The sequence below is a fragment of the Bacillus sp. Je.9.29.b genome (assembly GCF_051129925.1).
In the GTDB taxonomy this organism is placed as follows: Bacteria; Bacillota; Bacilli; order Bacillales; family Bacillaceae; genus Bacillus; species Bacillus safensis.
Genome location: NZ_JBCPSO010000004.1, coordinates 138,661 through 153,130 on the forward strand (window position 1 = coordinate 138,661; position 14,470 = coordinate 153,130).

Sequence of the window (14,470 nt, forward strand, 5' to 3'; positions counted from 1 at the left end):
TGTGATGAAAGATCCGGCAGCTCTATTTGATTTTAAGGGAAGAAACGACGTGATATGGTTTGGGAATATGAATCAAGAACAAATCTGGGATCAAACAAAGGCTTTACCTGTTATGACAGACCATGTTCAAAATGAACTCGTTCTTCAGCAAGAACAACAACTGCTTTTGATTGCTTCTAAGGATCATCATGTCATCATGCATCATCAGCCAGAACCAGCTTTTTTAGCCTATTTGGAAAAGCAGGGTATCAAGCTTCCACATATGATTCAAAAAGAAGATGCGTTCAATTTAAAGGGACTCATTGTACCCTATCTTTTAGATGAATCGGTTGAACAAGATTCGTCACTTGAAAAAAGAAAGATTTATGGTTCAAATCCAACACTCGTAAAGCGATTTAATCATAAGATTTCGACTAGAAAGTGGGCAGAAGAACATCAGTTTAATGTTACGTGTGGTGCTGTTTGTCAAAACGCTGACGAGTTAAAACAGACGTATGAAGAATTAAGGGCGAATCATTTCTCAAAAATGGTTCTGAAATTACCTTATGGATCATCTGGTAAGGGACTTCGTATTTTAAAAAACGAGAGAGAATTCATGCAGTTAGTGACCTTTATTGAAAGAAGAAAAATCCAAACAGACCTCCTCTTAGAGGGATGGCATCCAATTAAGCGATCTTTAAATGCCCAATTGCTCATTCAAGAGGAAGGATCACACTTACTTTCAATTACAGAACAGAAAATCAATGAGGACGGCATCTACTTAGGGACGAATTTTGCGCCTATTTATGAACAGGACAAAAAACGTGAATATGAAGTAAGCATGCATCGAATCATAGAGCTTCTATATGCAGAAGGGTATCGAGGCGTGGTTGGCGTTGATTCGATCATTGATATAAATGAACAGCTCATACCGATCATTGAAATAAATGCACGGTTTACGCAGGTTACTTATTTACTCCCAATCATTTGCCGTTTTTTTTCAACCTACGAATATATTGAAAGCCGCTTTAAAAGATTCTCAAGCAGTGCCGACCTGCCGTTTGAAGATGTGTTAACGGAGGTAACAGAAGCACTCGATCCCGGAGAAGATGGTGGGTTTTTTATTTATACTTTCGGTAAAACGAGAGCGGATGATATGTGGCACTATCGACTGTTTATATTGTTTTACCATATGAAGAAGGACAAGCAGATTCATATGCTGACAAAGTTTGATGATATGGAATTTTCAGCTGAAAGGGGGAGGGAATTTGCCGAAAAATGACTCTACGCTCTTAGAGAAAGCGAATGGTTATGGGACGCCGATGTATGTATACGATGGAGATGCATTAAAAGATCACTATGATCACATTACAGCATGGCTCCATCAATCTGCTGAGGTGTTCTTTTCATTTAAGTCCAATGGAAATGTCTCGATTGCGTCACTGTTACGGTCTTTTGGGGCTGGTATAGAAGTGGCTTCTGCAGGAGAGCTCCTTATGGCTGTAAAAGCAGGTTATTCCCCGGAGCATATCATTTTTTCTGGCCCAGGTAAGCAGAAGCAAGAGATCGATGTCGCTATTCAGCATGAGATCTATTGTATTATCGCCGAATCAAAGGAAGAGCTCATTTATATCGCTGAGTCTGCAAAGCATCAGGATAAACAGGCATCAGTAGGCATTCGAATTAATCCAGAATCCATTGAGTCACGGGCAAAAATCAAAATGGGCGGAGTTCCAAGTCCATTTGGGATAGATGAATCCAAACTGAAAGACGTATTTGACCTATTTCATAAGTATGATCATTCGCTCTTATTTAAAGGGATTCATATGTATTTGGGAACTCAAGTTCTTGATGAAACATCGCTTTTATCATCGTTTGAATACACGCTCAACACAGCTGTTCGAATCAAGAATGAATTTGGACTAACATGCCAGATGGTTGATTTAGGCGGCGGGTTTGGCATTCCGTATTTTCAGCATGAGACACCTCTTCATGCTGAACGTTTATTTCAAAACGTAGCGGAATTGATTCGAACGTACGAAACTGAGCTGGAATATCCGAGATTTATTATTGAGATGGGGAGATTCCTTTTAGCGGAATGTGGGGTTTATTTAACCACTATACAATATGTAAAAGAATCAAAAGGACAGACGTTTTTAATTGCAGATGGAGGAATGCATCATCATCAAGCGATGACGTTTAGAGGCAGGCTGCTTCGCAATAATTATCCAATGCGGCTCATTAAACCTTCCAGCAAGCCCTCAGCTGTAGTGAAACAATCGATTGTGGGTCCACTCTGTACTCCAGAAGACTTAATTGGCCGGCAGGTGGAGCTTCCGCAAGGCGATGTAGGTGATCTTCTTTGTATTGAGAAATCTGGGGCATATGGACTTTGCTACAGTCCTACCTTATTTTTAGGTCATTCTTCTCCGCTAGAGCTGCTTTTGTTTGAAGGAAACGATTATGTCATTCGAGAGAGAGGGACCCCGGATGATCTTTTATTGAAACAAAATAGATTATTCTTTAGACAAAGGAGGGATGAATATGACATTGACAGAGCTACGTCAAGAAACGATTGATCGTCTTATTTTGCAATTTTCAGAAAGGGCGAGTCAGCTTGATGACGAATTTCAGTTCCCGCATCAAAATCTAGACGAGCTGATTGATTGTGGATTACATGTCGCCAATATGCCGAAACAAGACGGGGGTCTTGGATATGGATTTGAAGAAACGGTGACTCTTTTGTCACACATATCTAAAGGATGCGCGTCGACAGGACTCATTATGGCGATGCATTACTATTCGCTCGGCGCATTTTCTGAAGTGCTTACAAGTGAGCAGCAGGCCATGGTTTTTGACGATATTCGGCGTTCAGGAGAACTAATCGCTTCTGTTAGCGATCCGAATGTGATTTTTATTTATCAGCGTAAGCAAATGGACGGAATTCCGACCATTACCGCAGAAAAAACAGATGGCGGATATCTTGTGAGTGGAACTAAATTTACAGTAACTGGTGCACCGCGCATTAAATATTTACCGATTTATTGTCAGTATGCTCCGTCGTCATGCACATCTCAATATGGAATGACGGCGCTATTAATGACATTACCTAGTGAAGGCGCTGCGATTGAAGAATCGTGGAATTATTCAGGCATGAGGGCATCGATGAGTCATCACATTCATTTTGACCAAGTGTTTATACCCGATCATCAGCTAATCGGACGGGAAGGCTACGCGATAGAAGATACTGAAAATTTAATTTACTGGTTTCGTCTAGCTGTTACAGCTGTTTATTATGGCATTGCAAAAGCAGCATATGAACATGCCCTCGGTATGGCATATAAAAGAAATGATCGAATTTCCAAGAAAAAATCAGCCTTTTTACCAGGTCCACAATTTCGTATTGCAGATATGAAAATTAAATTAGATGTTGCACATTCTCAGCTTATGGCTTGCGCTCAGCAAGCAGATCAAGAAAAGAAACAAAATCATTACTCAAGTGATTTGTATACGAAGACACTGATTACAAAACATTTTGTGACGCAAGCAGCAGAAGAAATCGTGCAGCTAGCTTCTCAGGTCGAGGGTTTTTCTTCATTACAGCAAGGATCTTTGCTCGAGCGTTTAAGCCGTGATGTGAAAGCGGCAAAATTTCATCCGCCTTCTGAAGATTTATTAAAAGAAGTGATTGCGAAAAAAGAGCTGGGCATTATCCCGTTAAAAAATCGCTGGGTATGATGAAAAGAAAAAGGAGGAGACATATGTGGCTACTGCAGCACCTATTTACCGGAACAATTACTTAAACTGTTCTCAATTAACGATTGCAGCCATGCTTCTTAGAAAAGGGATTGAAATTGATAGGATTTGGAGGCAGGCAGGCCTTGTTTATAGACCCCAAGACAAAGGGTTTGTTTTGATCGGTTCCTTTAAACATTTTCGTGAGGATATTCTTCATCATAATGGCATTCATTTAGAAGAAATTTTTTACACGGAAGAGGAATTAGACCTCTATATCAATCGTGTGTTTAAACAGCATCCAAGCGGAGGGACTGTGTCTGTTTCCCTAGATATATTTGAATTACCGTACTGTCCATTTTACGAAAGAGAACACGGGTATCACACATTGGAAGTACTTGAGGTGAATGATGATCATGCAGTGGTCAGTGATCATGCATACTCCTATCATGGCACATTGAGTAAAGACCATTTGATGAAAGCTGCCCGCTCTGTATATGAACATACACCTCGAACCGAGAATCGTTATAAGTGGATCAAACATGCGGAACTTCAGAAAGAACCGGATGTGCTGATGATATTAAAAGAGCACGCAGCCATATTAGAAGGAGCACCGCCGCATTTTGATTTGCCTGGAGCTGTCACAGGGCTAGGCGCTATTTCAGTCATTCAAAGGGATTATATTGATAGTATCAAAGACAATGAAAATGGAAATTTATTAGACAATGTTTACTTTGAAGGACTAAAGGATGTGGCTAACTCCAGAAAACATATGGTGACATTCCTATCTTCTTATGAAAATGAGCTTTTACATCCCCTTATTCAAGCATTTGAAGATGCTTATCAAAGCTGGACAGTACTCGCCAATTTTACGGCTAGAGTAGGCCTCAGTAAAAATCCTCGCAGTATGATAGAAAGAACGGCGAATCGGTTTCAAAAAACATTAGAAGTGGAGACCAGCCTGCTCACAGAACTAAAAGAGGTGATTCAAAATGAAGACTTATCAAACTCTTTCTCTTCATGATTATGTCAATAACAGAGGCATCACATATCAAAATGAATATGAAAAAGGCCAATTAACAATTGGCGGAGCTTCTTTGCCGGCTGAGTTAATTATGAACGTGCAAGATCCTTTTATCGAAGGAATTCCTTTTCAGTTCATATATCAAGATCAAGGAGACAATATTGAATTAGAGGGACAGTCTCTTCATTTTCCGCCACTTGAAGCAGAAGCGCTTCATGTCGTTGGCTGTTCATCCAATGGCAATCTTTACGAAGAGATTTCATTATTACGAGAGGGGAACGTTGTCTGTGAGACTCGGCTTTCATTAACGGATGTGATTGAACGTGAACCTGCATTTCATGATCGAGCGGCGTATGCATTTGATTATATTCATACGGTATCCGGCATTAATCATCATATGACATCAAACCTATGGCTTGATTCGCTCACCTTCTCGCAAAAAGTAGTTTTTGATGAAATTCGCTTTCAAGATAATCCATTTATGCATATTTTCGCAATGACGATTCAGCAGTCAGATCATTAATGGAAGGGAGGCATGTCTATGTGCGGCATCGCAGGCTATTGTCATTTTAACCAAGCACCACTTGATCCTCGTATCTTACTGAAGATGAAAAACGCACTTGCTGTGCGTGGACCTGATGATAGTGGTGTATATCAAGATGACTCAGTTGGTCTGGTTCATACGCGGCTTTCCATTATTGATATACAATCTGGGCCGCAGCCAATAACAAATGAAGATGATTCTATCTGTGTGATTCTAAATGGTGAGATTTATAATTTCAAAGAATTAAGAGAGAAATTATGGAATAAAGGCCACTTGTTTCGTACGCAGACAGATACAGAAGTGCTTGTTCATGGCTATGAAGAATACGGAATTTCTTTTGTTGAGCAATTAAACGGAATGTTTGCAGCTGCGATATGGGATAAAAAGAAGAAAGCACTTTATTTGTTTAGAGACCGGTCTGGGATCAAACCGCTGTATGTTTCAGAATGCCAGGGAGGGCTTATTTTTGGATCGGAAATGAAGGCTCTTTTTCAGCATCCTGACATACAAACTGCTATTGAGCCGGAGGCTGTTCTTAGTTATTTATCCTTCCGTTATTCGATCGGAGAGCAGACTTTTTTTCAAGGAATTCAAAAATTACCCCCAGGTGTCATCTTGAGAATAGATGAAACAGGCATCACAAAAGAGAACTACTGGCAGTATCCGCTCCCAGCTGATGGGATCGATCGGGGAGAACGTTATTATCAAAAGGAATTGTTTGAATTAATTCAAGATAGTGTGCAAAAACAGATGATGTCTGATGTGCCTGTGGGAGCTTTTTTGAGCGGGGGAGTGGATTCGACTTCGATTGTCGCTTTGATGTCCAAATACAAAAACGAGAATATTCATTGTTTTTCGACCAGCTTTGAAGAGGAAGGCTTTTCTGAAGAAAGTTATGCCAAACTCGCGGCAGATCAATACAATGTCAAGCTTCACTCACATCGAATGAGTGAAGAAGAGTACTTTCAATTACTGCCTGAAGTTGTGAAGCGAAGAGATCATCCTCTTTCTATTCCTCATGAAGTCGCTTTTTACCATATGTCACGGGAAGCAAAAAAGCACGTGACGGTTGTTTTATGTGGTGAAGGAGCGGATGAATTGTTTGCAGGTTATGGACGTGTCTTTAGGAGTCCAGCAGATTGGCGGAAAATTTTATGGCTTCAAAAAAACCGAAAACTGTCCTCCATCCTTTCTAAGGTATTATTTGAACCATCCTTTCAGCAGCAGGTGCATCAAATGATCCACCTTGAAGGTGAGATGGATCATTACAAAAAAAGGTATGCATGGTTTACTGCTGGCGAAAAAGAGCTGCTTTTAAGTCGTCACGCTGATTCAATTGACCCTCCTGGCTCGCACATGAACCAGTATATCGCCCATTGCTTTCAAAAGATGGAGGGTGCGTCGTATGAAAATAAACTGCTCTATTTATTTCAGCAGATTCATTTACCCAATTTGTTAGACCGGCTGGATATGATGACGATGTCACATGGACTAGAAGCGCGTGTTCCATTTCTTGATCATCGCATCATCCAATTTGTCAATGACATGCCCTTCAAATATAAGCTTCCTTATAAAGGACTGCCTAGCAGGCTGCAAGCCTTTTTTCAGTCGAGTCTCAAAACAAGTGAGGTACAAGACATTCCGAAATATATGTTAAAAAAGACAATGGAGCAAACGGTGGATAAGCGTATATTATATAGAAGAAAAATGGGTTTTCCGGTTCCTGTGTATCATTGGATGAGCAAAAGGATGAAAGAAATCGAAGAGAAGCTTCTTGATCAACAAAGCTTTGCAACAGAACTGTTTCAAAGAAAGCCGCTAGAGCAATTTTTACGAGATCATTCGAATCAGAAAAACAAAAATGGAGCGGATCAAAAAGTCTGGATGCTTTACAACTTGGAATTATGGCATGATCACTACATGAAAGGGACGCGGCTTCCTCTCCAAACTAGTCATTAAAAAGATCCGGTCTATTCCTCTTGCCTGCTGCATATATGATACGGAAGGGAAGTGATGCGATTTTGAGGCTGAGTGAACTGTCAGGAAAAGAGATCGTCGATATTAAAAGAGCGGAGCGGCTTGGCGTGCTTGGACAAACCGACCTTGAAATCAATGAACAGGACGGTCAAATTACAGCACTCATTATACCTTCCGTAAAGTGGTTTGGCTTTCGAAAACAAGGAAATGACATCCGCGTCCCGTGGAATCACATTCAAAAAATAGGATCAGATATGATCATTCTCGATGTGCCTGAAGAACTTCAGCCGCACGGAGAAAAAGAGCACCCGAAATAATGGGTGCTCTTTTTCTTTTCTCTCTCTGATTCGTTCACAGGCTGAATCCTCTCCTCATATGCTGAAAGGGAGATTCAGAAAATATTACAGACTTTTTTAAATAAAGAAGGTGAACGGTCAGTATGTTGAGCGGTTTAACAGTTGCGGTGATCGGGGGAGATGCAAGGCAGCTTGAAATTATTCGCAAGTTGTCACAGCAGCATGCCAAAGTATTTTTAGTTGGATTTGACCAGCTGGATCATGGATTTATTGGTGCTGAAAAGCTGAAAATGTCTGAACTTCCATTCGAACAAGTAGACAGTATGATCCTGCCAGTATCTGGGACAACGGATGAAGGCGCTGTTGCTACCGTTTTTTCAAACGAGCAGGTCTTGCTGGAAGCTAAATATTTAGAAAGAACCCCTGCCCATTGTATCTTGTACTCAGGTATTTCAAATACGTACTTAGACAATCTGGCAAAGCAGGTGAACCGGAAGCTTGTGAAGCTGTTTGAGCGAGATGATATTGCCATATATAACTCTATTCCAACAGTTGAAGGAATTATCATGATGGCCATTCAGCAAACGGACTATACGATTCACGGGTCTCATGTCGCTGTTCTCGGACTTGGAAGAACAGGACTCACCATTGCCCGCACATTTCGGGCACTAGGGGCAGACGTAAAAGTAGGGGCGGCAGACACAGCACATTTAGCGCGGGCATTTGAGATGGGGCTTCATCCATTTTCAATGGACCAGTTAAAAGAGGAAGTAACGGATGTTGATATTATCATCAATACCATTCCAAGTCTTGTATTAGATTCATCTGTCATCGTCAGCATGACACCAAAGACACTCATTTTGGATATCGCCTCACGCCCAGGCGGAACAGACTTTGACTTTGCACAAAAGCACGGAGTGAAGGCACTTCTTGCACCAGGACTCCCGGGGATTGTTGCACCAAAGACAGCAGGACAAATCATTGCAAAAGTGCTTTCCGGGCTTTTATGTGAACTTGCGGAGGAAAAAAGGGGGATGGAATCATGACAACATTAAAAGGGAAAAGAATCGGCTTTGGTTTAACAGGTTCCCACTGTACGTATGAGGCTGTTTTTCCGCAAATCGAAGCGCTTGTAAAAGAAGGGGCAGAGGTGCGTCCAGTGGTGTCGTACACGGTGCAGAGCACGAATACGAGATTTGGAGATGGAGCCGAGTGGATCGAGCGGATTGAGAAGCTGACTGGATTTCAAGCGATTGACTCAATCGTGAAAGCAGAGCCGCTCGGGCCTAAGCTGCCGCTTGATTGTATGGTCATTGCTCCTTTAACTGGAAACTCGATGGCGAAATTTGCAAATGCCATGACAGACAGTCCTGTTTTAATGGCTGCTAAAGCAACTATACGGAATCATCGACCTGTCGTTTTAGGTATCTCAACAAATGATGCGTTAGGTTTAAATGGTACAAATCTGATGAGGCTCATGTCAACAAAAAATATTTTCTTTATTCCGTTTGGTCAGGATGATCCATTCAAAAAACCGACCTCTATGGTCGCGAACATGGATCTGCTATCTCAAACAGTAGAAGAGGCACTCCAGCATAGACAAATTCAACCAATTTTAATTGGACCAAACGAATAATAGATTCACTAGAAAATCATGAAAGATTCAAAAAAGATGCTTCAAGCCTTGCTTTTCTATGGTAAAATAAAATGTAAAAAGTCATAGGATGGCCATCCGAAAGAAAAGAATTATGGATGGGTCGGAAGGAGTTTTACTGATGGGAAGAGGATTGCATGTAGCTGTAGTTGGAGCGACTGGAGCTGTCGGTCAACAAATGTTAAAAACACTAGCTGACAGAGATTTTGAAATGGATACACTTACTCTACTATCCTCAAAACGTTCTGCTGGAACAAAAGTGACATTCAGAGGTCAAGAGTACACTGTTCAGGAAGCAACACCTGAAAGCTTTGAAGGAGTGAACATTGCATTATTCAGTGCTGGAGGAAATGTTTCTAAAGCGCTGGCTCCTGAAGCAGTCAAACGAGGTGCGATTGTTGTTGACAACACAAGTGCTTTTCGTATGGACGAAAACATCCCTCTTGTCGTACCAGAGGTAAACGAAAAAGATTTGCATGATCATCAAGGGATCATTGCAAACCCTAACTGTTCAACGATTCAAATGGTAGCGGCATTAGAACCGCTTCGTCAGGCGTATGGAATGAAAAAAGTCATTGTCTCTACGTATCAAGCAGTATCAGGTGCGGGACATGAAGCCATTGACGAACTATACAGTCAATCACAAGCCATTTTAAATAAAGAAGATGTAACACCAGAAGTCATGCCTTATCAAATTGCATTTAATGCAATCCCGCAAATTGATAAATTCCAAGACAACGGTTATACATTCGAAGAAATGAAAATGATCAACGAAACGAAAAAAATCATGCATATGCCTGAGCTGGAAGTAGCGGCAACATGTGTGAGACTTCCAATTGAAACAGGTCATTCAGAATCTGTCTACGTCGAACTAGAATCCAATGATGCAACAGTGGAAGATCTCAAATCAATTCTAAAAGATGCACCAGGAATTACGCTGCAAGATGATCCGTCTCAGCAAATTTATCCAATGCCTGCAGATGCTGTTGGGAAAAACGACGTATTTGTCGGCCGCATTCGGAAAGATTTGGACCGTCCAAACGGGTTCCATATGTGGATTGTATCTGATAACCTGCTTAAAGGCGCTGCATGGAACTCAGTTCAAATTGCAGAAAGCTTAAAAGCATTAAAATTAGTTTAACATTCAATGGATGATGAGGACGAACAGAAGAGAGTTAGGCATCTTTCGCCTGCTCTCTTCTGTTACGTCAGAATGAACTTGGAGTGAAAACAGTGAAAATAATTGTCCAAAAATTTGGCGGTACATCTGTCAAAGATGATCAAGGTAGAAAAAGGGCACTTGCACATATCTTATCTGCAAAAGAGAAAGGCTATAAGTCGGTTGTTGTCGTTTCTGCAATGGGACGAAAAGGTGATCCTTATGCGACAGATACGTTGCTTGGTCTGCTTTACGGCAGCGCGCAGCATATGACAAACAGAGAAAAAGACTTGCTTGTTTCCTGCGGAGAGAATATCTCAGCTGTTGTGTTTTCAAGTATGCTGAATGAAAACGGTCTAAAGGCTGTAGCGATGACTGGAGCTCAGGCGGGCTTTGTGACAGATAAGGAGCATACAAGTGCGAAAATAATTGACATGAAATGCGAACGTCTGGAAGCAGCACTGTTTGAACATGATGTTGTCGTTGTCGCTGGGTTCCAGGGAGCTGCGAAAAATGGAGACGTGACAACAATCGGACGAGGTGGCAGTGATACGTCCGCAGCTGCTTTAGGCGCTGCATTGCAGGCAGACTTTATTGATATTTTTACAGATGTAGAAGGCGTTATGACAGCAGATCCCCGTATTGTTGAAAATGCAAAACCGCTGAGAGTCGTGACATATACGGAAATTTGCAACCTCGCATATCAAGGGGCAAAAGTCATTCACCCGCGAGCTGTCGAAATTGCGATGCAGGCAAAAGTACCAATGAGGGTCCGTTCAACATACTCTGATGATGAGGGCACACTCGTTACATCACACTACTCAGATAAAATGAGCCATGATGTGTACGACCGCCTCATTACGGGTATTGCACATGTCAATGATGTGACGCAAATCAAAGTCCCTGCAAAAGAAGGACAGTACAGCGTACAAACAGAGGTCTTCAAAGCAATGGCAAACGCACAAATCAGTGTCGACTTCTTCAACATCACACCGAGTGAAATTGTGTATACAGTGACAGGTGCAATGACTGAAAAGGCAACGTCGATCCTAAAAGATCTTGGCTATACACCAATTGTGACAACAAATTGTGCAAAAGTATCAGCTGTTGGCGCAGGCATTATGGGTGTACCAGGTGTCACATCGAAAATTGTAACGGCTCTATCCGAGCAAAACATTCCGATTTTACAATCGGCTGACAGTCATACGACCATTTGGGTGTTAGTGAACGAAGAAAACATGAGAGCGGCTGTCAATGCCCTGCATGAAGTGTTTGAACTTTCAAGATAAATGTGATTGAATCATGATGAGGTGAAAAAAATGAATTTCGGAAATATCGCAACAGCTATGATTACACCTTTTGATAAAAAGGGCAACATCGATTTCCAAAAGCTATCAATTCTCATTGATTACTTATTAAAAAACGGCAGTGACTCCTTAGTCGTTGCAGGGACAACAGGCGAATCGCCAACTTTATCGAATGAAGAAAAAGTCGCTCTTTTTCAGCAATCGGTCAAATTAGCAAATGGTCGTTGTAAAATCATTGCAGGAACAGGCAGTAATAATACAAATGCGTCTATCAAACTAACGAAAAAAGCAGAAGAAGCGGGCGTTGATGCAGTGATGCTTGTCGTACCTTATTACAACAAGCCATCACAGGAAGGCATGTATGCACACTTTAAAGCCATTGCCGAGTCTACATCTCTTCCTGTCATGCTTTACAATGTACCAGGAAGAACGGCAGCTTCATTAGCACCAGAAACAACGATTAAGCTTGCGCAAATACCTAACATTGTTGCCATTAAAGAAGCAAGCGGCGATCTTGATGCTATGACAAAAATCATTGCAGAGACGCCAGAAGATTTCGACGTATATTCAGGGGACGACAGCTTAACACTTCCAGCTGTATCTGTTGGTGCAAAAGGAGTTGTCTCGGTTGCGTCTCATATCGTAGGACTGGATATGCAGCAAATGTTGAAAAGCTATGCTTCAGGCCAGACAGCGAATGCAGCATTGATCCATCAAAAGCTGCTTCCAATCATGAAACAGCTTTTCTCAGCGCCAAATCCAACACCTGTCAAAACAGCCCTTCAGCTGAAAGGACTAGACGTTGGATCTGTTCGTCTGCCGCTTTTGCCTTTGTCAGAAGAAGAGAGACTGGATTTAAGCAGCGTTTTAAACAGCTGATCAAAACAAAAGATTTCGTAAGCGGTCATTCTCAGATGTCCCTGAGTATGACCGTTTTTTATACATAAACACTTTCTTAAAATGTGACTTCATCTTGTTTTCTAAAATTAGATTCAGTTATAATAGCATTAAGCGATGATGGACGGGCTTGAGACTAGGAGGATAAGAATTTTGAAAAAGAAAAATACAGAGAACGTAAGAATTATTGCACTCGGAGGCGTTGGAGAAATCGGAAAAAACCTATATGTCATTGAGATTGATTCGGACATATATGTAGTAGATGCAGGTTTAATGCATCCAGAAAATGAAATGCTGGGCATTGACGTCGTCATTCCTGATATCTCTTATTTAACAGAGCGTGCTGATCGGGTGAAAGCAATTTTTCTTACCCACGGACATGATGAAGCAATCGGAGGCGTATTCCATTGCTTGAGCAAATTGTCTGTACCAGTCTACGGAACGAAGCTGACCCTTGCGTTACTTCGAGAAAAATTAAAGCAGTATGGCTTCAATCAAAAAGCTGATTTGCGTGAGGTACATGCAAAATCAGTTATTACTTTTGAAACAACAAAAGTATCGTTCTTTAGAACGAATCACAGCATTCCTGATTCAGTTGGGATCAGCTTCAAAACCTCTCTTGGTTCAATCGTATGCACAGGTGATTTTAAATTTGATCAAACCCCAGCGCTTAACCAAGCCTGTGACATCGGAGAGATTGCGAAAATTGGAAACAATGGCGTTTTAGCACTACTTTCAGACAGTGCAAATGCTGAAAAACCAGGCTATACACCTTCTGAGGCGCTCGTCCAAGACGAAATCTCAAATGCGATGTACAATGCTGAAAATCGTGTGATTGTTGCTGTGTCTTCATCTAATATTAACCGCGTGCAGCAGATCATTAATGCAACAAATCAAAATGGCCGTAAGCTTGCCGTTGCAGGGAAGAATATGATGACAACCCTTCAGCTGGCGATCAAGCTTGGTTATGTTACAGCAGACGAAGAATTATTTGTACCCGTTCAAGAAGTGAAGAAAATGGCGAAAAACGACGTGGTCATCCTGACCGCTGGAAGCCACGGAGAGCCGCTTGCTGCTTTAACAAAAATGGCGAAGCAAAATCACAAACAGCTTCATATTGAAAAAGATGACACGGTTGTGATTGCATCTACACCTCTTCCTGGACAAGAACTCACATACTCTAAAACAGTGGATTTCCTTACAAGAAGCGGAGCACAAGTCATTTTTGCGCAAAAACGTGTGCATGTATCTGGACATGGCTGCCAAGAAGAGTTAAAGCTAATGCTGAACTTACTAAAACCGAAGTATTTAATTCCGGTGAATGGCGAATATCGTATGCAAAAAGCACATTCTCGTATTGCTGAAGAAGTAGGTATGAAACGCAGTGACATTTTCTTGATTGATAAAGGAGATGTTGTTGAGTTTAGAGGACAGAACGTCAAAATCGGTGAAAAAGTTCACCAAGGAAACATTTTGATCGATGGTCTTGGCGTTGGTGATATCGGAAACATCGTGTTACGCGATAGACGCCTTTTGTCTCAAGACGGCATCTTGATTGTTGTCATTACGCTCGATAAACAAAAGAAACAATTAATTTCTGGACCTGAAATCATCACAAGAGGATTTGTCTATGTAAGAGAATCCGAAGAGCTTATTGTGAAAGCAACAGAAATGGTCAAAGAGATTGTCAAAGAGCAAACGGAGAACTCAGTTGTTGAATGGTCAACATTGAAACAATCCATGCGCGATGTGCTAAATCAATTCCTATATGAAAAAACAAAACGTAAGCCGATGATCATTCCAATTATTATGGAAGTGTGATGATAAAGCCCAAGGAGCATAAGCTCTTTGGGCTTTTTTGATGTGGCATGAGGAATGCGGATGGAATATGCCCTATT

The 14,470-nt window shown here is 41.3% G+C and carries 13 protein-coding genes; all 13 read left to right on the forward strand.

Annotation, left to right across the window (positions count from 1 at the left end):
- Positions 1–4 precede the first annotated feature (4 nt).
- The 13 genes from AAZR19_RS09585 to rnjB all read left to right on the forward strand — a co-directional run bounded on the left by AAZR19_RS09585 (position 5) and on the right by rnjB (position 14,393).
- Positions 5–1,261: an ATP-grasp domain-containing protein gene (locus AAZR19_RS09585; protein ID WP_226014851.1), complete on the forward strand. Its 1,257-nt coding sequence runs from the start codon at positions 5–7 to the stop codon at positions 1,259–1,261.
- Positions 1,248–2,558, forward strand: coding sequence for a type III PLP-dependent enzyme (locus AAZR19_RS09590; RefSeq protein ID WP_202739041.1), 1,311 nt, complete (start codon positions 1,248–1,250; stop codon positions 2,556–2,558). The genes AAZR19_RS09585 and AAZR19_RS09590 overlap by 14 nt, the downstream gene beginning before the upstream one ends.
- A complete protein-coding gene (locus AAZR19_RS09595) occupies positions 2,524–3,717 on the forward strand; it encodes an acyl-CoA dehydrogenase family protein (RefSeq protein WP_202739040.1) in 1,194 nt (397 codons plus the stop codon). Before AAZR19_RS09590 ends, AAZR19_RS09595 begins: the two co-directional genes overlap by 35 nt.
- Before the next feature lie 25 nt (positions 3,718–3,742).
- Positions 3,743–4,738 carry a hypothetical protein gene (locus AAZR19_RS09600; protein WP_202739039.1) on the forward strand — a complete coding sequence of 332 codons (996 nt, stop codon included), beginning with the start codon at positions 3,743–3,745 and terminating at the stop codon, positions 4,736–4,738.
- The gene (locus tag AAZR19_RS09605) at positions 4,707–5,261 is read left to right on the forward strand and encodes a hypothetical protein (protein WP_075623087.1); all 555 of its coding nucleotides are present in this window, start codon (positions 4,707–4,709) and stop codon (positions 5,259–5,261) included. Before AAZR19_RS09600 ends, AAZR19_RS09605 begins: the two co-directional genes overlap by 32 nt.
- Before the next feature lie 18 nt (positions 5,262–5,279).
- Positions 5,280–7,241 carry an asparagine synthase (glutamine-hydrolyzing) gene (asnB, locus tag AAZR19_RS09610; RefSeq protein ID WP_202739038.1) on the forward strand — a complete coding sequence of 654 codons (1,962 nt, stop codon included), beginning with the start codon at positions 5,280–5,282 and terminating at the stop codon, positions 7,239–7,241.
- Positions 7,242–7,303: 62 nt separating this feature from the next.
- Complete coding sequence (locus AAZR19_RS09615) at positions 7,304–7,576, forward strand: YlmC/YmxH family sporulation protein (protein ID WP_056766481.1); 273 nt, start codon at positions 7,304–7,306, stop codon at positions 7,574–7,576.
- A 122-nt stretch (positions 7,577–7,698) separates the two neighbouring features.
- A complete protein-coding gene (gene dpaA, locus AAZR19_RS09620; RefSeq protein WP_041117424.1) occupies positions 7,699–8,601 on the forward strand; it encodes a dipicolinic acid synthetase subunit A in 903 nt (300 codons plus the stop codon).
- Positions 8,598–9,191 (forward strand): dipicolinate synthase subunit B, encoded by a 594-nt coding sequence (dpaB, locus tag AAZR19_RS09625; RefSeq protein ID WP_024427009.1) that lies wholly within the window; start codon positions 8,598–8,600, stop codon positions 9,189–9,191. The genes dpaA and dpaB overlap by 4 nt, the downstream gene beginning before the upstream one ends.
- Positions 9,192–9,330: 139 nt before the next feature.
- Positions 9,331–10,350 carry an aspartate-semialdehyde dehydrogenase gene (gene asd / locus AAZR19_RS09630; protein ID WP_024427010.1) on the forward strand — a complete coding sequence of 340 codons (1,020 nt, stop codon included), beginning with the start codon at positions 9,331–9,333 and terminating at the stop codon, positions 10,348–10,350.
- A 92-nt stretch (positions 10,351–10,442) separates the two neighbouring features.
- Positions 10,443–11,657, forward strand: a complete 1,215-nt coding sequence (dapG, locus tag AAZR19_RS09635; protein WP_056766484.1) for an aspartate kinase — start codon at positions 10,443–10,445, stop codon at positions 11,655–11,657.
- 30 nt (positions 11,658–11,687) lie between these two features.
- Positions 11,688–12,554, forward strand: a complete 867-nt coding sequence (gene dapA, locus AAZR19_RS09640; RefSeq protein ID WP_024427012.1) for a 4-hydroxy-tetrahydrodipicolinate synthase — start codon at positions 11,688–11,690, stop codon at positions 12,552–12,554.
- Positions 12,555–12,725: 171 nt separating this feature from the next.
- On the forward strand, positions 12,726–14,393 hold the full coding sequence (gene rnjB, locus AAZR19_RS09645) for a ribonuclease J2 (RefSeq protein ID WP_056766486.1): 1,668 nt from the start codon (positions 12,726–12,728) through the stop codon (positions 14,391–14,393).
- The last annotated feature ends 77 nt before the right edge of the window (positions 14,394–14,470 follow it).